Annotated in this window: 21 protein-coding genes and 1 tRNA gene; 13 read left to right on the top strand and 9 right to left on the bottom strand. The window is 54.9% G+C overall.

The annotated features are described in order from the left end of the window. Positions 1-1,130, bottom strand: a 1,130-nt coding sequence (locus ACIQ5B_RS05540; RefSeq protein WP_397598160.1) for a phytoene desaturase family protein, incomplete at its 3' end; no start/stop codon positions are given. Further along, positions 1,127-2,287 carry an aromatic ring-hydroxylating dioxygenase subunit alpha gene (locus tag ACIQ5B_RS05535; RefSeq protein ID WP_397598159.1) on the bottom strand — a complete coding sequence of 387 codons (1,161 nt, stop codon included), beginning with the start codon at positions 2,285-2,287 and terminating at the stop codon, positions 1,127-1,129. The genes ACIQ5B_RS05535 and ACIQ5B_RS05540, both read right to left, overlap by 4 nt. A gap of 36 nt (positions 2,288-2,323) precedes the next feature. Here ACIQ5B_RS05535 and ACIQ5B_RS05530 point away from each other — a divergent pair, with 36 nt between their 5' ends. From ACIQ5B_RS05530 to ACIQ5B_RS05495, 8 genes are all read left to right on the top strand, one after another. Beyond that, positions 2,324-2,920: a TetR family transcriptional regulator C-terminal domain-containing protein gene (locus tag ACIQ5B_RS05530; protein WP_397598158.1), complete on the top strand. Its 597-nt coding sequence runs from the start codon at positions 2,324-2,326 to the stop codon at positions 2,918-2,920. Positions 2,921-2,967: 47 nt separating this feature from the next. Beyond that, positions 2,968-3,747 (top strand): tryptophan 2,3-dioxygenase, encoded by a 780-nt coding sequence (locus ACIQ5B_RS05525; protein WP_397598157.1) that lies wholly within the window; start codon positions 2,968-2,970, stop codon positions 3,745-3,747. Positions 3,748-3,859: 112 nt separating this feature from the next. Next, complete coding sequence (locus ACIQ5B_RS05520; RefSeq protein ID WP_397598156.1) at positions 3,860-5,485, top strand: alkaline phosphatase D family protein; 1,626 nt, start codon at positions 3,860-3,862, stop codon at positions 5,483-5,485. 88 nt (positions 5,486-5,573) lie between these two features. Next, entirely contained in the window at positions 5,574-6,692 is a 1,119-nt protein-coding gene (locus tag ACIQ5B_RS05515) for an acyl-CoA dehydrogenase family protein (RefSeq protein ID WP_397598155.1), read from the top strand. Positions 6,693-6,897: 205 nt separating this feature from the next. Further along, a complete protein-coding gene (locus tag ACIQ5B_RS05510; RefSeq protein ID WP_397598154.1) occupies positions 6,898-7,575 on the top strand; it encodes a hypothetical protein in 678 nt (225 codons plus the stop codon). 221 nt (positions 7,576-7,796) lie between these two features. Beyond that, on the top strand, positions 7,797-8,033 hold the full coding sequence (locus ACIQ5B_RS05505) for a hypothetical protein (RefSeq protein WP_395637522.1): 237 nt from the start codon (positions 7,797-7,799) through the stop codon (positions 8,031-8,033). A 12-nt stretch (positions 8,034-8,045) separates the two neighbouring features. Next, positions 8,046-8,591, top strand: coding sequence for a heme NO-binding domain-containing protein (locus ACIQ5B_RS05500; RefSeq protein WP_397598153.1), 546 nt, complete (start codon positions 8,046-8,048; stop codon positions 8,589-8,591). A gap of 147 nt (positions 8,592-8,738) precedes the next feature. Beyond that, the gene (locus ACIQ5B_RS05495; RefSeq protein WP_397598152.1) at positions 8,739-10,157 is read left to right on the top strand and encodes an ATP-binding protein; all 1,419 of its coding nucleotides are present in this window, start codon (positions 8,739-8,741) and stop codon (positions 10,155-10,157) included. 18 nt (positions 10,158-10,175) lie between these two features. On the opposite strand, the gene ACIQ5B_RS05490 is transcribed toward ACIQ5B_RS05495, so the two are convergent. After that, positions 10,176-11,045, bottom strand: a complete 870-nt coding sequence (locus ACIQ5B_RS05490; RefSeq protein ID WP_397598151.1) for a response regulator — start codon at positions 11,043-11,045, stop codon at positions 10,176-10,178. 715 nt (positions 11,046-11,760) lie between these two features. On the opposite strand from ACIQ5B_RS05490, the gene ACIQ5B_RS05485 reads away from it, so the two are divergent. Beyond that, a complete protein-coding gene (locus ACIQ5B_RS05485; RefSeq protein ID WP_397598150.1) occupies positions 11,761-12,102 on the top strand; it encodes a hypothetical protein in 342 nt (113 codons plus the stop codon). 184 nt (positions 12,103-12,286) lie between these two features. Here the strand turns inward: ACIQ5B_RS05485 and ACIQ5B_RS05480 are convergent. Then, positions 12,287-12,363 (bottom strand) — tRNA-Arg (locus tag ACIQ5B_RS05480). 195 nt (positions 12,364-12,558) lie between these two features. Between ACIQ5B_RS05480 and ACIQ5B_RS05475 the strand changes: the two genes are divergently transcribed. Genes ACIQ5B_RS05475 through ACIQ5B_RS05465 form a run of 3 tightly spaced genes read left to right on the top strand, consistent with a single transcriptional unit; the run spans position 12,559 to position 15,520 of the window. After that, positions 12,559-13,704 (top strand): acyl-CoA dehydrogenase family protein, encoded by a 1,146-nt coding sequence (locus tag ACIQ5B_RS05475; RefSeq protein ID WP_397598149.1) that lies wholly within the window; start codon positions 12,559-12,561, stop codon positions 13,702-13,704. Continuing rightward, positions 13,701-14,750: an enoyl-CoA hydratase/isomerase family protein gene (locus ACIQ5B_RS05470; RefSeq protein ID WP_397598148.1), complete on the top strand. Its 1,050-nt coding sequence runs from the start codon at positions 13,701-13,703 to the stop codon at positions 14,748-14,750. The genes ACIQ5B_RS05475 and ACIQ5B_RS05470 overlap by 4 nt, the downstream gene beginning before the upstream one ends. Then, positions 14,747-15,520, top strand: coding sequence for an enoyl-CoA hydratase (locus ACIQ5B_RS05465; protein WP_397598147.1), 774 nt, complete (start codon positions 14,747-14,749; stop codon positions 15,518-15,520). The genes ACIQ5B_RS05470 and ACIQ5B_RS05465 overlap by 4 nt, the downstream gene beginning before the upstream one ends. A gap of 134 nt (positions 15,521-15,654) precedes the next feature. Here ACIQ5B_RS05465 and ACIQ5B_RS05460 read toward each other — a convergent pair whose 3' ends face one another. From ACIQ5B_RS05460 to dapB, 3 genes are read right to left on the bottom strand one after another with little or no spacing between them, the layout of a single operon-like run. Then, complete coding sequence (locus tag ACIQ5B_RS05460; protein WP_397598146.1) at positions 15,655-16,044, bottom strand: hypothetical protein; 390 nt, start codon at positions 16,042-16,044, stop codon at positions 15,655-15,657. Positions 16,045-16,059: 15 nt separating this feature from the next. Then, positions 16,060-16,746, bottom strand: a complete 687-nt coding sequence (nth, locus tag ACIQ5B_RS05455) for an endonuclease III (RefSeq protein WP_397598145.1) — start codon at positions 16,744-16,746, stop codon at positions 16,060-16,062. Beyond that, positions 16,743-17,468, bottom strand: coding sequence for a 4-hydroxy-tetrahydrodipicolinate reductase (gene dapB / locus ACIQ5B_RS05450; RefSeq protein WP_397598144.1), 726 nt, complete (start codon positions 17,466-17,468; stop codon positions 16,743-16,745). The genes nth and dapB overlap by 4 nt, the downstream gene beginning before the upstream one ends. A 102-nt stretch (positions 17,469-17,570) precedes the next feature. Between dapB and ACIQ5B_RS05445 the strand changes: the two genes are divergently transcribed. Then, a complete protein-coding gene (locus ACIQ5B_RS05445; protein WP_397598143.1) occupies positions 17,571-18,278 on the top strand; it encodes an NAD-dependent deacylase in 708 nt (235 codons plus the stop codon). On the opposite strand, the gene ACIQ5B_RS05440 is transcribed toward ACIQ5B_RS05445, so the two are convergent. Both ACIQ5B_RS05440 and dut read right to left on the bottom strand, forming a co-directional pair. Beyond that, a complete protein-coding gene (locus ACIQ5B_RS05440; RefSeq protein ID WP_397598142.1) occupies positions 18,267-19,031 on the bottom strand; it encodes a HesA/MoeB/ThiF family protein in 765 nt (254 codons plus the stop codon). The genes ACIQ5B_RS05445 and ACIQ5B_RS05440 overlap by 12 nt on opposite strands. Next, positions 19,028-19,477, bottom strand: a complete 450-nt coding sequence (gene dut, locus ACIQ5B_RS05435; protein ID WP_183941711.1) for a dUTP diphosphatase — start codon at positions 19,475-19,477, stop codon at positions 19,028-19,030. Before dut ends, ACIQ5B_RS05440 begins: the two co-directional genes overlap by 4 nt. Between the last annotated feature and the right edge of the window lie 70 nt (positions 19,478-19,547).

Raw genomic sequence — 19,547 nt, 5'->3', positions numbered from 1 at the left:
CAACCATCGCGCTTTGCATCAAGAAACGCGCGGTCCATATAATCAAGCGTTGGCGCAATGATGATACCCGATTGATGGTGTTCGCCGGGTTCGGGAAGGCAGGTAAACTTGGGCAGTTCGGAAAGCGCGACATTCATACGGAACGTGCCGCTGCCCGCCTTGAACCCTTTTACGCGGCGTTTGAATTCGGGTTTCAAATCGGCATCGTCGAACATGCGTTCGTACAACAGCTTGGGCCCAACGTTGGAGATTACGCGGTCGGCGACGATTTCTTCGCCACTTTCCAACCGAACGCCAGCCACTTTTTCACCATCGACCAGCACGCGGGACACCGGCGCTTCGAGGCTGATTTCCACGCCAAGTGCGACGCATACCTTCGCCATGATTTGCGTAATCGCGCCCATGCCGCCAATGCTATGTCCCCATGCGCCCTTGTTGCCGTTCACTTCGCCAAAGACGTGGTGCAGCAAAACATAGGCGCTGCCGGGCGTATCCGGGCTGGCATAGTTGCCGACGACCGCGTCGAAACCGAACGCCGCCTTGACCGCTTCGCTTTCGAACCAGCTGTCGAGGAAGCTGCGCGCCGATTTTGTGAACAGTTCCAGCACGTCACGTTGCTGCGACAGGTTGAGCTTCATTAGCCCGCGTCCCTGCACGGCAGCGTCGATGAATGTCTTGAGCCCGTCACCGACATTGGGCGGCGATTTCAGCGCCAGATCGCGCAGGACGTCGGCAACGCCTTCCAACATATCATAATATTCGGGAAGCACTGCGGCGTCATGTTTTGAAAAGCGCGCAAATTCGGCCTGTGTACGCTCAAGCCCGCCACCCAGTTTCAAATAGCCGCCATCTTCTTGTGGCAGGAAATTCGATATCGGGCGTTCAATGACACGGTAGCCATGGTCGGCCAGTTTCATGTCCGAAATGACCTTGGGCTGAAGCAGGCTGACGGTATAGCTTGCGACCGAGTTGCGGAAACCGGGGTGGAATTCTTCGGTCACGGCTGCACCGCCCACGACATCGCGGCGTTCGACGATACGGACCTTTAAACCAGCGCGCGCCAGATAAAAGGCGCAGACAAGGCCATTGTGGCCAGCGCCAATGATGAGTGCGTCATATTTTTGTGTCATTTTTTGCTCCAGCCCTGCGCAGGGCGTTGTTCAAGGCGCGCCTCGGGAATGATGTTTCGAATTTGGCGACAGAAGCTTTTAAGGCAAACTTCCTTGTCGGACAGCGGGCCCATGGAAAAGCTTTGGCTAGCCATGCCTTGCTGCACGCGGGTGATGAGGACGGTGTCCTCCGCATTTACTTGGCGGTTAATCCGCCAGTTGAGATAGCGTGCAGCGCGCATTTCACGGCGGTCATCGGGTAAGACATAGCTAATCTCACGGATCACGCAGCTGGTGGGACCAGTTGGCAGCCATTGCATGAAATCGACCTGGTCGGGATAAATGTCGAACGCGACTGATGGCCACAGTTTGAAGTACAACCAGCGTTTCTGGTTGGCGGCGGGTAGGTGCGGCACTGGTGGTAACAGATTCTGATAGCCGCGCTCTGACCAGTTGGCCGATGGCCGGTCAACAAGGTCGCCCCACATGCGGTCGACATGTGGCTCCGCCTCAATGCCATAGCTTTTGCCGAACAGCCGGGTGAGGCCGGGATGCGCCACCGGAATGTGAAGCCCATCGGAATAATTGTCGCCGACATTTTTCCAGTTCACAGCCCGCGGTCGCATCGTCACACGGCCAAGTGCCGAGAGTTCTTCGAAACGATAAGGTGCGACTTGGTCTTCATAAGGCGCCATCATGTCGGCTACCGAAGGGCCGCCACTTTCCAGGCGGACAAAAACAAAGCCACGCCAAATTTCCATGTCGACGGCGACAAGACCCGCTTTGTCCTTGTCCAAAGTGGGGTAGGACGCGCTGTCCGGAACACCCGTCAGGCGGCCATCAAGATCATAGGTCCAAGCATGATAGGGGCACACAAGTTTCTTGGCGCATCCGCCCGATCCATCGACCAAGCGGCTGCCCCGGTGGCGGCAGACATTGGTAAAGGCACGCAACACATGATCCGCGCCGCGCACCACAATGACGCTTTCGCCAATATAATCGAGGCTATGCCAGTCGCCAATGTTTGGGACATCGCTGACATGGCAGACGACTTGCCATGAAGGACGGAAAATCCGTTCTACCTCAAGCGCGGCAAATTCAGGATCGTCATAGGTCCATGCTGGCAGGCTCCAGCCCTCCAGATTATCACGCTCTATGTGCAGGTCTGATTCGGACATCTTGCCCTCCTTGTTATACGAGTGTATAACAACTACATGAGCGCGCGACAAGCCTTCACCCGCGAAAGCGCCGATACCCGCCGAGACGCCTTAATCGCGGCCTGTGCGCGCTGTCTGGGGACGCATGGGGCGCAGGGCGTATCGGTGCGTGTGATCTGCTTGGAAGCTGGCGTGTCACCGGGATTGCTGCGGCATTATTTCGATGGAATTGATGCGCTCATCGCGGAAACATATCGGGCAACGGGGACACGCGTTTCGGCAGCGATGCACGCGGCCGTTGTTATGGTTCCCGAATCAGACCCGCGTGGTCGATTGCTGGGGTTTATCACCGCCAGTTTTCGTGAACCCATTGCCGACCCAGGTTTGCTCGCCACATGGCTCGCCTTTTGGAGCCTCTCGCGAACGACGCCCATAATCGGACAAATTCATGATGAGCTTTACGCCGAAAACCGGCAAGATATTGAACGGCTGATATCCGCCTGTCCCAACGCGCCGAAGGATACACGGCTGGCCGCGGTGGCGCTGACGGCTTTGGTCGATGGCTTGTGGTTGGAACTGAGTTTAGGCAACGCGCCGTTCAGCGTTGCTGAAGCCGAGGCACTGGCCGAAAAGTGGGTGGATAGTTTCATTTGAAACGGTAAGATTGCGGGATGGCCGATACATCCCAAACTGATACCCCAATGACCTATGCGCGGTACCTCTCGCTCGACAGACTTCTCGATTGTCAGGATCCGCAGTCCGATCTGGATGATGAGATGCTGTTCATCATCATTCACCAAACCAAAGAGCTGTGGCTGAAGCAGATCATCCGCGAGCTTCAACTGGCGCGATCGCAAATTCAGAACGATGCGCTGGTGCCTGCCTATAAGGCGTTAGCGCGTGTCAGCCGTATTCAGGCGGTGATGACGCTCAGCTGGGACGTGTTGTCGACGATGACGCCGTCGGAATATACACGATTTCGCCATGTCCTTGGGCCAAGCTCCGGCTTTCAATCGGACCAGTTTCGCACCGTGGAATATTTGCTTGGCCTCAAAGCGTCGGCTTTTCTGAAATATCAGGAGGACCGGCCAGATGCGCATGCGGCCATGACGGACGCGCTTATCAATCCAAGCATTTGGGATGATGCCATTGCCGCTTTGGCACGCGCGGGGTTCGACATACCGCACGCGTTGCTGGAACGCGATTGGAGCCAAGCACATGTGTTTTCGCCAGAGATCGAAGCCGCGTTTCTCACGGTCTATCGCAACCCCGACACATATTGGGAATTGTACCAGCTGGCTGAAAAGCTTGTCGATCTGGACGATGCAATGGCGACGTGGCGGCACAAGCATGTCCTGACGGTGGAGCGTATCATTGGCGGTAAGACCGGAACTGGCGGGACGGCGGGTGTCAGCTATTTGAACAGCACCCTGTCCAAGCGCGCTTTTCCGGAACTATGGTCGCTGCGCACGCAATTGTGACCGCTTCATATATCATCAACGGGCATGAATCGATTTCATGTCACACGGTTGCAACAGCAACTGACTAGCGCGATACACGCAATATTGAATCGGATCATCGGGGGAGCACGGGATGTCATTTTTTATCAATCGCCGCAATTTGTTGGCAACGGCGGGATTTGGCATTGGTGGCTTATTGCTGCCGGGTGGAGCCGCTATGGCGCAGACGCTGCTTGGCCTTACCGGTTTTACGCATAATGTTGCCAGTGGTGAGCCTGGCCCCGATTCCGTGCTTTTGTGGACACGTTATGTAAACCCGACCGGCGGTCCATCCAAAGTCCGCGTCGAAATTTCCGAAAGCCAGGATTTCTTGAAAATCGCGGGCGGCGGTCAAATGGTAACGGGTCCATGGCGCGACCACACCGTGAAGATTACAGTCGATAATCTCGCGCCCGGTAAATGGCATTGGTTCCGCTTCATTGCGCCCGACGGTAGTATATCGCCCATTGGCCGTACGAAGACATTGCCCGTTGGCAAAACATCCAATTTCAACATCGCAGTTTTTTCATGCTCGAACTTGGGCTTTGGCGAATTCAACGCATATGGCCATGCCGCGGCGCGCAAGGACATCGACCTTGTGCTGCATATGGGTGACTATATCTATGAATATGGACGCGGGGGTTATGATGGCGGCGCGAAATTTGCGGCGCGCATTTTTCCCGCTGATGAAATTCTGACTTTGGCGGATTATCGCTTGCGCTATTCCAGCTATCGGGCTGATCCGCAATTGCAGGCACTGCACGCCAATTTCCCGATGATCGTGAACACCGATGATCATGAAACGGCAAATGACAGCTGGGAAGGCGGCGCGCAGAATCACAGCGTAGACGAAGGTGACTGGAACGCGCGGCGCAACGCGGCGATGCAGGTGTGGCGCGAATGGCTTCCCGTTGGCGAACAGCCGTGGAAAGAATATGCCATCGGCGACCTTGCTACATATTACCGCACGGATACGCGAGCGGTTGCGCGTTCAAAGCCTTATTTTCATGGCGACCTGATGCGCGCGGCAGACCCGGCAAAGGCGTTTGCCGAGTTTCGCGATGGCGCATGGCGAGATCCGTCGATGACCATGTTTGGTTCGGAGCAGGAAGCATGGCTGTCGCGCAGCATAGGTCGCAACAAAGCGACCTGGACTGTCCTGGGGTCGGGAACCAACATGGGCTATAACTACACCCCGGAATCCGCCATTGACTGGTTCCCGAAAGATGCGCCCGAACGCACACGTAACTTTGTGCGCCAAGGCATCGCTGCGGCAAAGGCAGGCCTGCCTTACAATCTCGACAATTGGGGCGGATATCCAGCGGCGCGTTCACGCATATTGGCCGCTGCGCAGCGCGCCGATGCCAATCTTGTCGTCATCACGGGCGACAGCCATAACGGATGGGCATATGACCTGCCGGAAGGTGGCAAGCCCGCAGGCGTAGAATTTGGCGGCCACAGCGTGTCTTCACCCGGCTTTGAAAGCGCAACGCAAGGGACGGACCCGTCCACTGTCGCGCGCGGACTGCTTGAAGGCAATAAGCAGGAATTGCGCTGGGTGGACACATCCAACCGTGGTTACATGCATTTGGCGCTCACGCCGCAGGCTGCGACCAACGAATGGGTGTTCATGCAAACGGTGAAAGACATTTCGCTCGCCACGAAGCCGGGCCACAAAATGAAAGTCCGCGCAGGCCGCAAAGTCCTCGAACAGGCATAAGGCGCTGTTTAACTGGTCGGTTAAATCGCCTTGATTTTGTCCATCGCCTCGCGCCATAGAGGATGTAACGGCGCGAGGAGAGAATGACATGCAGATGCCTGGCTTAGGATATAGCGAAGAGCAGATTGAGTTGCTGGATGTGGCGACGACCTTTTGTCGCGACAAATCACCAATCGATCGCGTCCGCAAGTTGATGGAAAGCGATCTTGGCTATGACGCGGACATCTGGGCTGAAATTGCGGCTTTGGGCTGGACGGCCATTGCTATTCCGGAAGCACATAATGGCGTCGGGCTGACCATGGCTGAAGTCGTACCGGTGGTGGAACAAATGGGACGGCATTTGATGGCGTCGCCGTTGGTCGCATCCACGCTGGCTGCGCAAGCGCTCATCGCTGGCGGCACCGAAGCGCAGCGCGCGGAATGGCTGCCAAAGCTTGCCGAAGGGGCCATTGGTTCGCTCGCGCTATCCGAAGCGCATGGCGACTGGGATCTGCTGAACATCACCGCGACGGCCAAGGTTGATGGCGACAACATCCTGTTGTTAGGCGAAAAGCTGTTTGTGCTGTGGGCGCAAAGCGCGGATGTTATTATTGCATCGGTCATGTTGGATGGAAAACCAGCGCTTGTCGCGTTGACCGCACATGATGTTGCTGGCCGCCTGCGCCGCGAATCCATCATTGACGAAACCAAGCGCAGCTTTGCGGTGTCACTCGATGGTCTGTCGGTGCCCCGCACCGCATTGCTGGACGTCGCGCGCGCTGCGTCTACATTGGCGCATGTCGAACAGGCGGCCAATCTGTTGCAGAGCGCCGAAATGTGCGGCGGCGCGCAAAGCGTGATCGATTACACCGTCAGCTATCTGCAGACGCGCAAACAATTCGGCAAAATCATTGGCGAGTATCAGGCGCTCAAACATCCCACGGTTGACGCTTATGTCGACTATGAAAAAGCGCGGTCGCATTTGTACAGCGCCGCGAACAGTTTCAGCGATCAGGGGATGGGCGAAATCGCCGTGCGGATGGCGAAAGCCGCCGCAGATGGGACCTACAGCTTTGCCGCAGACCGCGCGATCCAGTTCCACGGCGGCTTTGGTTTTACCCATGATTGCGACGCCGGGTTACACCGCCGTGCCGCGATATTCCACGCTTCTCAATTTGGCGATGCTGCATGGCAACGCGCGAAGCTTGCGCCATTGTTGCTCGGATAATCATGATGTCCAATGGTCGGGGCAAGCGCACGACATGTTGCCGTCGATCTCGATGAAGGCCCGATCATCGCGTGCCCTATGATACTTTGCTAACTATTGTAACCAAATGAGGTTACGGTTGAGAATAAGTATCTGTAATATAATCGTAAAATGATAAATAGTGGCAAAATGGTTATATTTGCTTTCGTAACGGTGGTGATATGCCGTGCAATTTTCTTTGCGAACCTCAAGGGCGCACAACCGAAGCGATAAGCGCGCGCCGCATCGATGCTTAGTTGGTAAGATTCGGTATTTTTCATCACCTTGGTGGATGGCTGGGAAAGCTCCACGAGGTTTATTTTGTCTGTGTCCGGTAAGAAAAATGGTCGAATATCAAGATGATGTAAACATCGACGACCAGGTCCGCACTTTCGAGGTCCCCATCCAGTTCACGCGAAAGCAGCTGGAAAAGATGCTGCTCGCCGTTCAGGCGGACGCGCATGATTCAACTATATTTGACGACGTTTCCAATTCAGCCGATGTTGCAACGACTCTGGCAGTGAAAAAGGCCGTTGACCTGATCGAAATCGCCAAGCGCCGCTCGCGGTTTGCTGTAGCTGCAAACCTGTTTGCTGACCCTGCTTGGTTCATTCTTTTGGACCTGTTTGTTCGGCAACATTCCGGTTTGGACACGGGCGTTTCCAGCGCTTGCCGCGCGTCATTTTCGCCTGTCACAACAGCGCTGCGGCACATTGCGATTATGACCGAACGAAATATCATTGTCCGGCGCTTCGACCCGCGCGACCAGCGCCGCGTGTATCTGGAACTGACTGAGGAAACGAAACAGGAAATTCAGCGTATTTTGCTGACTGACGACGCTAACGACCTGGCAATCGCGTCTTAAGCGCAGTTTTCGGTTTCGCCACGGGCGACGCCCACCCCGATAATGTTAGATGGTATTTCGGCGCAGCTGCATTGCATGAGGCGCCGCTTGCTCGGTTATAGCAGCACGTTCAGAGCGCGTTCGTATTCCGCAGGAATCGACATTTGTTTGCAGAATCCGCCGCCACAGCCTATTACGCGCTCCGAAATTCATAAATTTTTATACAATCTGCGGTTAATTCGATGAAATCACTTAATGAGCTGGACAGCAAGACGTTGCATGAAATCATGCAACCGTTAAACATCATAAGGTTGTCTTGTGGTAATATTCGCGCAAGGATTTCAAATCGTCCAGGCGAGGATTCTGATTACCTCATTGAGAAAATGGTGCGTATTGAAGAACAAGTCGTGCGCGCTACCAAGCTTTTGCAGGATTTAAGAAGGCGCGATGAAAATGACGGCATGCCTCGCGAAAGTTAAGGGGGAATCATTATGTATGGCATGATTCATCGGGCTGTGCGGCAGATGGTTTTTGATGAGTTGGGTGAAGACGCCTGGCTCGCTCTCGAACATAAGCTGGGTATCGGGCCAACCGAACTGCTCACGGGTATGGTGTATGATGACGCCCTGACCATCGCTATCATTTCGGAGGCGTCAGCGCGGTTGAACTTATCCGTTGATGTCTGTCTTTTCGAATTTGGGCGTTACTGGATTAAATATGCCGAGCGCGGTTCGCTCGCGTCGATTATGAATTTCACAGGTCAAGATTTGGCCAGTTTCATTGAAAATCTGGACAGATTACATCTTGCGGTGGGCGCAGCTATGCCCGGCGCGGTCTTGCCCTCATTCACCACAGTATCGAAGACACCCGGGCGGCTGATGGTGGAATATCGTTCGGATCGCACAGGTTTGGAGCCATTTGTTCTGGGGCTGTTCGATGGTTTAATTACACGCTTTGGTGCGACCGGCGACGTGAAAATCGCCGACCGTAAGGCAAATGTGATTGTCTTTGAACTTCAATATCAAGACGGAAGTTGACGCGTGCTGCTGACATTTACGGAGCAGCAGCTTGCCAGCCTCCTGCCAGCATATCTGCGCCTGGACTCGTCGCTTTATATTAAAGCCATCGGTCCATCGGTGGCTGAACATTTGCCAAATATCCGGGTTGGCATGCGATGCACGGATGTGTTTGAATTTATTCATACGGATATCGAGCAATTTTTTGACAATCCGCAGAGCGTTAAGCCGATCCGGCTCGTTTCGCATTGTGGAAGCACCCATTTATTCGGTGCAGCGGTTTTTGACAAAACGGGCTGTATCTTGGCCGTACGGCATGTTCTGTCCGAGGAATCGATGAACAATGGCACCTTGTATCTGAACGACTTCGGTTATGCCGACCCTGTGGTGCTCAGTACGATGCTGATCTCGTTGCAGCGGGCCATGCTTGAAGAGTCGCAAGCAACCGCGATTGAGTTGGCCCATGAACGAGAGCGCAGCGCCAGCCTTCTAGAGCGAACAGGCCGGGTCGCAGGCTATATGGGACATGACTTTAACAATTTGCTCTCCATCATCAGGTTGAATGCTGACCGGTTGCTCCGCAAATTTGGCCATGACGAAAAAATCAGCAATCTTGCCCAGATAATTCGGGAAACAGCTGCGCGCGGATCGAACATCACGCAGTCGCTGATGAAACTGTCGCAGCAGCAAACAGATACATTGCTGCCCATCATCATCGACGACCTCATTCGGGAAAATGATACCTTCTTAAACAGCGTTGTGGGCTCGGGCATTAGCCTTGATATCGATTTACAGGCTGGCTCTTGCGAAAGCGTGATCAGTTATAATGGTTTTCTGAACTGCATTATTAACCTGCTCATCAACGCTCGCGAGGCGATGCCGCATGGCGGACGGATATCGCTTTCAACATCTGTCGCGCACGGTCTTTCCACCCGCAAATCGGACAGCAGTGACACGGAACCAAGCGCATATATTGCCATTTGCGTCGCTGACAGCGGTAGCGGAATGAGTGAAGCGTTACTTTCACGCGCGTTTGAACCGTTATTCTCATCAAAGCCAAAGGGAACCGGCCTTGGCCTTGCATCTGTCCGGGATTTTGCGAAGGAAATGGGCGGTGACGTCTGGCTAGAATCGCAGGTCGGCGCGGGAACCACGGTGCACCTTCATCTGCCCTTGGCAAACCCGTCCGCCGAGGCCCAAACGGCACCTAAATTCGGGGAGTCCGCGGACACGCCAGCCATTGGTACGCGGCACATACTTTTGGTCGAGGACGAACCTTACGCGCTTGAGGCGCTGGCCGAAATGCTGGAGGCGGAGGGCTATGTGGTTACCCCATGCGCGTCAGGGGAACAGGCCATGCAGGCACTGGAGCAGCAGACCTATCATCTATTGCTGACCGATATTGTTATGCCCGGGAAAACCGGCACGGAAATCGCCAAGCAGGCCAATCGCTGCCAGCCATCCATCAAGACGATATTGATGAGCGGCTATGTGCCCGATTCGGCATCGCTTGAACCTGGCTGGATGTTCATCCGCAAACCGATGGATAGCGACGATCTGCTCCGTCTTGTCGCATCCGCAGTCTAAACGAAATCTTCTGCCCGATTAACCGGCTTGTGCCTTCAGCTTCCAAGCGTTTTCCAGATAGCGCTGCATGGCCGCTTTGGCATCAGGCTCCAGCTCCAGCAATGTGCGGCGTTTATCCGTTGGGTCAGTCCAGCGTTTGACCAGGCCAGCCTCAACCAGATTGTTGACATGACGCAGTGCGGTGGTGAGCGGGACGAGGGTGGTTGCCGATGCGCTTGATGCGGGCACAGGCTCGCCGCGTAGGCTTGCTTCTGCGAGGTCCAGCAATATTTCCCATGAAGGACCGCTCAGCACAGCGGGGTCGAAATATTTCGATTTATTATGTTGGAGCTTCAACAGCAGCCGGATGAAACCTTGCAAATCGTCGTGCGTTGGCGTCGCGTCGTGATCGATATCGTCCTGCACAGCATGCGGATTCAGTAGCTTGGTAAGTTCCGTGATTTGGAACCGGTTGGCCAAGACGGAATGATTGGCAGACGCGCGCCGCAATGCGGTCGCCAAATGATCCATAGATACAGGCTTGCTGAGTAAATCAGTCGCCTGCGTTTGCATCGCCATGGTGGCAACTTCCAGGCTTGAATGGCCCGTTATCACCAGCGTCACTATCGGCCGATTTGGTTTAAAGCGTTCCGCAATTTCGGACAGCAGCGAGATGCCGTTCATGCTCGGCATTTCCAAATCGGTCAGCACAATGCCGATATCTTCGGAATCCGAAATCTTCTTGAGCGCTTCCGACGCATTGCTTGCGCAGACCACATGGTAGCCCAGATTGACGATTGTATCGCGGTATTCATCCAGGCAAGCCGGGTCGTCGTCAACGACGAGAACCGTGCATCCTTTCGGAATTCGTTTGAAGGTCAACTCTCCGTTTGAGCCGCTGACGTGCATGAAAAGTCCCCGTTATTCCTGTCAATAGGCTGTACTGGCCCTACTCATTGTGGCGCTTACATTCAATGTAACTTAACCATAAAGATTTACCAGACCCGATCTGCCATGTTTTTTGCAGATGCAGCGGCTCTGGCAGCGCGTACATTCTTTTGAGTGCGCATCGCGCAAAACCGAGGCAAAAGGCTGTATCAATGGCGCACCCAAGAGGATTCGAACCTCTGGCCTCTGCCTTCGGAGGGCATCTAAAGATTAAAATAACCATTATAAATCAACAACTTGTGGTAAATTTTTGGGTTGTGTGCACGATTTGTGCATTTTTTAGCTGTGCAAAATTGGGCATTTTATACTGGTTTTACAAATAGTTAGATCAATTTTTTGAGCCTCCTTTGTTTGTCTGTGGCACAACGCTCCACTATTCATTTGATGGCCCTTTAAAGAGGCCGAAATAATAAAATATGACGATTGTTGGCGTAAACAGATTGCGTTCACGAAGACCGCTGACGGATGCTGAAGTTAATTGAAGTTGACGTACTCGGCCGTGAGGTTAATAGTTTGGACAGTGTTCATTAGGAGAGCGAATTTGGTTAGTCTGTTGCGGCTTAGCGCAATTCTTGTTCCAGTTGCGATGATTAGTGCCTGCGCTGGCGGTGCCGCCCTTCAGCCAGATCGGTCGATCTTTAGCTTGGATAGCAACTATCAGCGATTTACCTACTCTATGCCGATCGAAGAAACTTTTGATCGGACGGTTGCCGTGTTTAAAGAGGCTGGTTACAAACTGGATGTCGTAGATCGGGCGACTGGCCAAATTAGTGGCCGCAGAGGAGCAACTGGCGATAAGGGGGCATCATCTGACAAAGATCTGAAATTCTATGCGCTAGTTCTGCCGAAAGGTGCCGATAGTGAGCTAGGCGTCAAGGTTGTTCAAATTTTAAAGAGTGGACCACTTGGTTCATCAAATGCGGAACTGATTCTGAGTGATCCGCAGATGTATCAGTACACTTTTCGGCGGATCGAAAACCGCAACATCCAAGAGACATATAACCCTTCGGGTGTCTGAATAATCCCAGCCTTTGCCGCTAGCCTTCGGAGGGCGCTTAGCGATTAAAATAATCGTAATAAATCAATAACTTATGATGTATTTTTGGGTTGTGTGCACGATTTGTGCATAGCTAAAAAGCGCTATTTAATCCGCAACTGGCACATCGTTGCGTTTAAATATTGTTATATATCAATGATTTAAATGGCGCACCCAAGAGGATTCGAACCTCTGGCCTCTGCCTTCGGAGGGCAGCGCTCTATCCAGCTGAGCTATGGGTGCTTGTGGCGGTCGGTTAGCAGGCGGAGCGGCATCGCGCCAAGTTTTTTTTGGGCGACGCCACTTTTTTACGAAGGGCGCGGTTTCACTGCGGATCGCACCCATCATTGTGCCATTGGATTTGCCCGGTGACGCGATATGTGTGCTGCCCGAAGCTAATGGCTGGATAACTGAAAAACGCGATGCTACGGCGGGGGCATGCAAAACCAATTTGAATTGACGGACGATCAGATCGCCATCCAAGACATGGCGCGCAAATTCACCGCGGACGCGATTACGCCCTTTGCTGCCGAATGGGATGAAAAGTCGCATTATCCGGTCGATGTCTGGAAAGCGGCGGGCGAACTTGGCTTTGGCGCCATTTACGTGTCCGAAGAATCGGGTGGCACTGGCCTTGGACGGTTGGAAGCTGCGTTGATCATGGAAGCGATGGCCTATGGCTGCCCCACCACAAGTGCCTTCATTTCGATCCATAATATGGCTGCGTGGATGATCGATTGCTTTGGAAGCGCGGAGCTTAAGGCGCGTTATTTGCCTGACCTTGTGTCGATGGAGAAAATCGCAAGCTACTGCCTGACGGAACCCGGCAGCGGTTCGGACGCAGCGGCGCTGAAAACAAGCGCGCGTCGCGATGGTGACCATTATATCGTAAACGGTACCAAGCAGTTCATCTCCGGCGCTGGTTATAATGACGTCTATGTTGTCATGGTCCGGACCGGCGAGGAAAAGACCAAGGGTGTTACGTGCCTTGTGGTCGACAAGGATACGCCGGGCTTGAGCTTCGGCGCACCGGAGAAAAAGCTTGGCTGGAATGCGTCGCCCACGGCGCAAGTGATCTTCGAAGATTGCCGCGTGCCGGTTGCCAATCGCGTGGGCGCAGAGGGGGATGGTTTCCGTTTTGCGATGATGGGCTTGGACGGCGGACGCTTGAACATCGGGGCTTGCTCGCTTGGCGGTGCGCAACGTTGCCTCGACGAAACCATTGCCTATACCAAAGAGCGGCAGCAATTTGGCCAACCCGTTGCCGATTTTCAGAATACGCAATTCATGCTCGCCGACATGGCCACCGATTTGGAAGCCGCGCGGGCGTTGCTTTACATCGCTGCTGCCAAGGTCACCGCGAACGCACCCGACAAGTCCCGCTTTTCCGCGATGGCGAAGCGGCTGTCGACCGACAGCGGAAGCGAGATAGTGAACAAGGCGCTGCAGCTTTTCGGCGGCTATGGCTATTTACGCGATTATCCCATTGAGCGCTTCTGGCGCGACTTGCGGGTGCATTCGATTTTGGAAGGCACCAATCAGGTCATGCGCATGATTATTGGCCGGGATTTATTACGCCAATGACCGATGATGTTCTAATTAAAGTCAAGGGTCATGCAGGTTTCATTAGTTTGAACCGGCCATCGGCGCTCCACGCGCTGACTTTGCCGATGGTGCATGCCATGACCCAGGCCATGCTGGAATGGCGCGACGATCCTGCGGTGAAGTGCGTGGTTATTGATCATGCCGACGGGCGCGGTTTTTGTGCGGGGGGCGACATCGCCTTTTTGCGCAATTCGGCCATGAATGATGGTGGCAAATCCGGGCGCAAGTTTTTCCACGACGAATATCAGCTCAACCATTTGCTGTTCACCTATCCCAAGCCTGTTGTGGCGTTCATGGACGGTATCACCATGGGTGGCGGCGTTGGCATCAGCCAGCCTGCGCGGTTCCGCGTGGCGACCGAGAACACAAAATTTGCCATGCCTGAAACCGGCATTGGCTTGTTTCCCGATGTCGGCGGCGGATGGTATCTTTCGCGGCTTGAGGGACGTGTTGGCCAGTTTCTGGCGCTTACCGGCGCGCGTATCGCAGGGGCAGGTTGTTTATCGCTTGGACTGGCGACACATTATCTGACGAGCCATGTTCTTGCCGAGGCGAAGTCGCGGATCGCGACCGAGGATGTAGATCGGATTGACGGCATATTGGGAACCTTATCGGTCACGCCGCCCGCTTCCAAAATCGTTGAGACAATAGTCCAGATCAACCGCCATTTTGCGTCGGACAAGCTAGAAGATATTCTGTCGAGCTTGGAAGGCGATGGAAGCGATTGGGCGATGAAAGAGCTGGCGACTTTGCGGACCAAAAGCCCGCAAACCTGTAAAGTTGCACTGCGCCAATTGGCCGAGAGCCTAAAGCTCAACGACTTTGCCGATAATATGGCCATGGAATATCGCATCGCGAGCAGGGTTATCGTGCGCCCAGACTTCGCTGAAGGCGTGCGGGCCGTGATCGTCGACAAAGACAATGCACCTAAATGGGATCCCGCGACAGCCGAAGGCGTTACGGACGCGCTGATCGATGCGATCTTTGCCCCATTACCCGCACAAGAAGAATGGAAGCCCCTATGAGCTACGAAACGATATTGGTCGAACAACGCGGCGCGGTGACGCTCATCACGCTCAATCGTCCGCAGGCGTTGAACGCGTTGAACAGCCAAGTGCTGGCGGATCTCATTGCCGCATTTGCGGCTTTCGATGCCGATGACAGCCAACGTTGTGCCGTGCTGACTGGCAGCGAGAAGGCATTTGCTGCGGGCGCGGACATTAAGGAAATGCAAAGCCAGTCCTTTGCAGACATGTATGGCGGCAACTTTTTTGCAGGCTATGACCGCGTGACCGCGACCCGCAAACCATGGATCGCGGCCGTGAACGGCTTTGCGCTTGGCGGCGGGTGTGAACTTGCCATGATGGCCGACTTTATCATTGCCGGCGACAATGCAAAATTCGGGCAACCTGAAATCAAACTCGCGGTCACCCCCGGCATGGGTGGTTCTCAGCGGCTAACGCGTGCGATTGGCAAGGCCAAGGCGATGGAAATGTGCCTGACGGGCCGCATGATGGACGCAAATGAGGCCGAACGTTCTGGGTTGGTCGCAAAGGTCGTTCCAGCGGCCGAGCTTGTCGACGAAGCCATCAAGACCGCGACAGCGATTGCCGCCATGGCGCCCTTGGCTGCGCTGGCATGCAAGGAAATGGTCAACGCCGCATTCGAAACAACATTGCAGCAAGGTGTCGTATTCGAACGCCGCCTGTTCCACGGTCTGTTCGGTACGGAAGATCAGAAAGAGGGCATGTCCGCGTTTGTCGAAAAGCGGCCTGGGAATTGGACTGGGAAGTAGGGCTTCAATTTAGGTTCGATACGCCTCACGCGCTCGTCATCCTGAACTTGTTTCAGGATCTTACTTCCTAGATGGGTCGTTATTAAGATCCTGAAACAAGTTCAGGATGACGTAGTAGTCAACATTGTCAGCCGCTATTTGCCGCTAAGCTTCTCTATCTGCTGAAACTTGCCAAGGCCGCATCCTGCACCTTCATATAGTCGGCCGCCTTGGTCGTGCAAAACATGCACAATATCGACGCTGCACAATTGGTTGATTGACGATCGGTAGGAAAAACGCTCCTCGAATTTCAAACCGGGGCAGCTTTGTGGCAGGGTGTTGCGATAGGTCTTGCCGCCCGCCATGCGGAAATCGATAGTGCGGCTATCGATGACTTTCGTTGACCGTATCTGCGATATCGTGACGCAGCTTTTTGGTTCGCCGACTGCGCGGACGGGTTCGGGCGCTTTATTGCCGGAAAGCGCAATCGCACCGCCACCCGAAAGCAAAGCAACAGCAGGAATGATTAGCAGTATTTTACGCATGTTTGCTCTCCCATATTACTCGGCTGATTTAACGGTGCCAGTCTGAACTGTAGCTGACTTGATTTTGGGCGGCGCTGTTTTGGGTTTGAAGCGGCACAGGTCCGCGACCGGACAGCGCCAACATTCCGGCGTGCGCGCCTTGCAGATATATCGGCCGTGCAGGATCAGCCAATGATGCGCGCCAACGCGAAACGGTTGCGGGGTTTTCTTATCAAGCGCCTTTTCAACGGCCAGAACGGTTTTGCCCGGCGCGATGCCGGTCCGGTTGCCGACACGGAAGATATGGGTATCGACGGCAAAGGTCTCTGCGCCAAAGGCCGTGTTCATCACAACATTTGCGGTCTTTCGTCCAACGCCGGGCAGCGCCTCAAGCGCGTCGCGGTCGGCAGGAACTTCGCCTGCATGGTCGCGGACCAATATCTCGGACAGGGCAATCACGTTTTTGGCTTTGTTGTTAAACAGCCCAATGGTTTTGATATGCGCCTTCAGCCCTTCTAGCCCCAACGCCACCATCTGCGCGGGCGTTTTGACCTCCGCAAACAATGCCTTGGTGGCTTTGTTCACGCCGACATCGGTCGATTGGGCAGAGCAAGTGACCGCAACGAGCAATTGATAGGCATTGCCATATGCCAGCTCGGTTTCAGGCGCAGGGTTCGCTTCTGCCAGCCGGTGGTAAAATTCGAAGATATCTGCCTTTTTCAAAGACCAAGCACTTCTTGCATAGTGAACCGGCCGGCTTTTTGCCGCGTCAGCCATGTTGCGGCTTTTACCGCGCCGCGCGCGAATATCGCGCGGGTTTCAGCGCGATGGACCAGCTCGATCCGTTCATGTTCGGACGCGAAAATAACATGATGGTCCCCTGCGACGCTGCCGCCACGTAAGGATGCAAAACCAATGTCCCCCGCTTTGCGCGCGCCGGTAATCCCGTCGCGGCCGCGGTCGCTATGTTGCTTTAGGTCAATGCCGCGTCCGCTGGCTGCGGCTTCGCCCAGCAGCAGGGCGGTGCCGGACGGCGCATCGACCTTATGCCGGTGGTGCATCTCCAATATTTCGATATCCCAATCGTCACCCAATTGGCGTGCGGCTTGTTGCACGAGCGCTGACAGCATGGTTACGCCCAATGAGGTATTGCCCGTCTGCAAAACCGGAATGTCGCGCGCTGCATCATCAATCAGGAAATGGTGGCGTTCCTCCAGTCCGGTGGTGCCAATGACGATTGGTTTGCCCGCAGCAACGCATGCATCAAGGTTCGCCTCAATCGCATGCGGGCTGGAAAAATCGACGAGTACATCAGATGACGCAACCAAAGCGGCAAGATCATCGCCTTTGTCGACGCCGCCTGCATATGCCTGACCATCCGCCGCAATTGCGTCGACCAAAGCCTGCCCCATGCGGCCCGCACTGCCAATGATACCTATTTTCATAACCGTCACCCTGATATTGTTTCAGGGTCTTACTATATTAGGGAGCCGAAACAAGTTGTGCTGTGTACGACGTAGCCGCACCGGGACGGTGAAGGAGCAAATGTGGATCGCCAAATCAAAAACATCGTCATTCTGACGGGAGCAGGTGTCAGCGCCGAGAGCGGTATTGATACGTTTCGCAGTGCAGGTGGATTGTGGGAACAGCATAAGGTTGAGGATGTCGCAACGCCGGAAGCCTTTGCCCGCGACCCCGACCTTGTGCTGCGTTTCTACGATATGCGCCGCGAACGCATTCAGCAGGTGGAGCCAAATGCCGCGCATTACGCGCTGGCGCGGCTCGATGCCGAATGGAGCGGCAATTTGCTTTTGGTGACCCAGAATGTCGACGATTTGCACGAACGGGCAGGGACCAAACGCCTGCTGCATATGCATGGGGAGCATCTGAACGCCTGGTGCACCGCGTGCGATGTACGCCATGGCTGGCGTGGCACATTGATTGACCGACCGGCCTGTCCATCGTGCGGCATATCTGGCCAATTGCGGCCGGACATCGTCTGGTTCGGCGAAATGCCCTACCGCATGGGTCATATCTACCACGCACTGAACCGGGCTGATTTGTTCGTCAGCATCGGAACGTCAGGCGCAGTCTATCCCGCCGCCGGCCTTGTGCGTGAAGCGCGTCAAAACGGCATCGCCACATTGGAGCTGAACCTTGAACCATCGCATGGCAGTTCTTGGTTCAATGAATCGCGCCATGGCCCAGCGACGGAGCTTGTTCCAAAATGGGTGGAGGAACTCTTAGGCGGTTAATCCGCCGCAGCTGGAGCAGGCCGGGTCTTTGGGCAATTTGATGGACCGCATCGATGGTGTCAGTCCGTCGAACAGGTGTAGCTTGCCCTGCTGCGGCTCTCCAAAGCCCGTGAGCGCGCGTATTGCCTCCATCGCGGCGAAGCTACCCATAAGCCCGCACATCGCGCCCAGAACGCCTTGTGTGGCGCAATCGTCGCAATCATCGGGATCATGTGCATCACCGACGAAGCAGCGATAGCATGGCGCGTCTGCCTGCCATCCTGTGAATGTGCCAATCTGTCCGTGAAACTGCCCAATCGCGGCGCTCACCAAGGGCACCTTGGCCGCAAGGCACAGGTCATTGACGATCAGGCGCGTTGTAAAATTGTCGCTGCCATCGATCACCACATCGACGCCCGCGAGAATGTCGGCGCTGGTGTCTTTGCCAATCCGCTGCAGAAGCGCGTTGAATGTGATGTCGGGGTTTAGCCGCGCCGCTGCCGCGCCAGCCGCTTCCACTTTTGCGGTGCCGATATCGCGGTCGCTGTATAAAATTTGACGCTGGAGATTGGACAGCGCCACATCATCATCATCGACAACGCTGATCGTTCCGACGCCTGCTGCTGCCAAATATTGGATTGCCGGACAGCCAATGCCGCCCGCGCCAATGAGCAGGACATGGCTCGACAATAATTTGCTTTGACCCGCGCCGCCAATATCACGCAACACAATGTGGCGGGCATAACGGTCAAGCTGTTGATCGTTAAGCGTCATACGCCTGTTGAACCGAAACCCCCAGCGCCGCGCACGGTTTCGTCCAAGTCATCCACCTCGACCAAGTGGCCGTGGGTGACAGGTGCCACCACAATCTGTGCAATCCGGTCGCCTTTGTTGATCATGAAATCATCTTCGCCCAGATTGGCCAAAATGACCTTCACTTCGCCACGATAATCGCTGTCGATGGTTCCGGGTGTGTTGAGGCAGGTGATCCCATGCTTCAGCGCAAGGCCCGAACGCGGGCGCACCTGCACTTCATATCCATCGGGAATGGCAAAGGCGAAGCCGGTTGCGACCGCATGGCGCTTGCCAGCGCGCAGGTTCAGGCTTTCGGCGGCGCAAATGTCCATGCCGGCCGCGCCCGATGTCGCATATGCAGGCAAAGCCAAGCCCGCGCCATGGTTCAGGCGCTTGACGCGCACTTCAACTTTTTGCGAGCTCATCGGCGACCTTCTCCATCAATTTTCGTGCGATAACGTCCTTGGGGCTTTCCAGCCAGCTATCAACGCCTGC

Source organism: Sphingorhabdus sp. (assembly GCF_044374345.1).
In the GTDB taxonomy this organism is placed as follows: Bacteria; Pseudomonadota; Alphaproteobacteria; order Sphingomonadales; family Sphingomonadaceae; genus Sphingorhabdus_B.
This window is presented reverse-complemented; position numbering and strand designations above follow the sequence as displayed.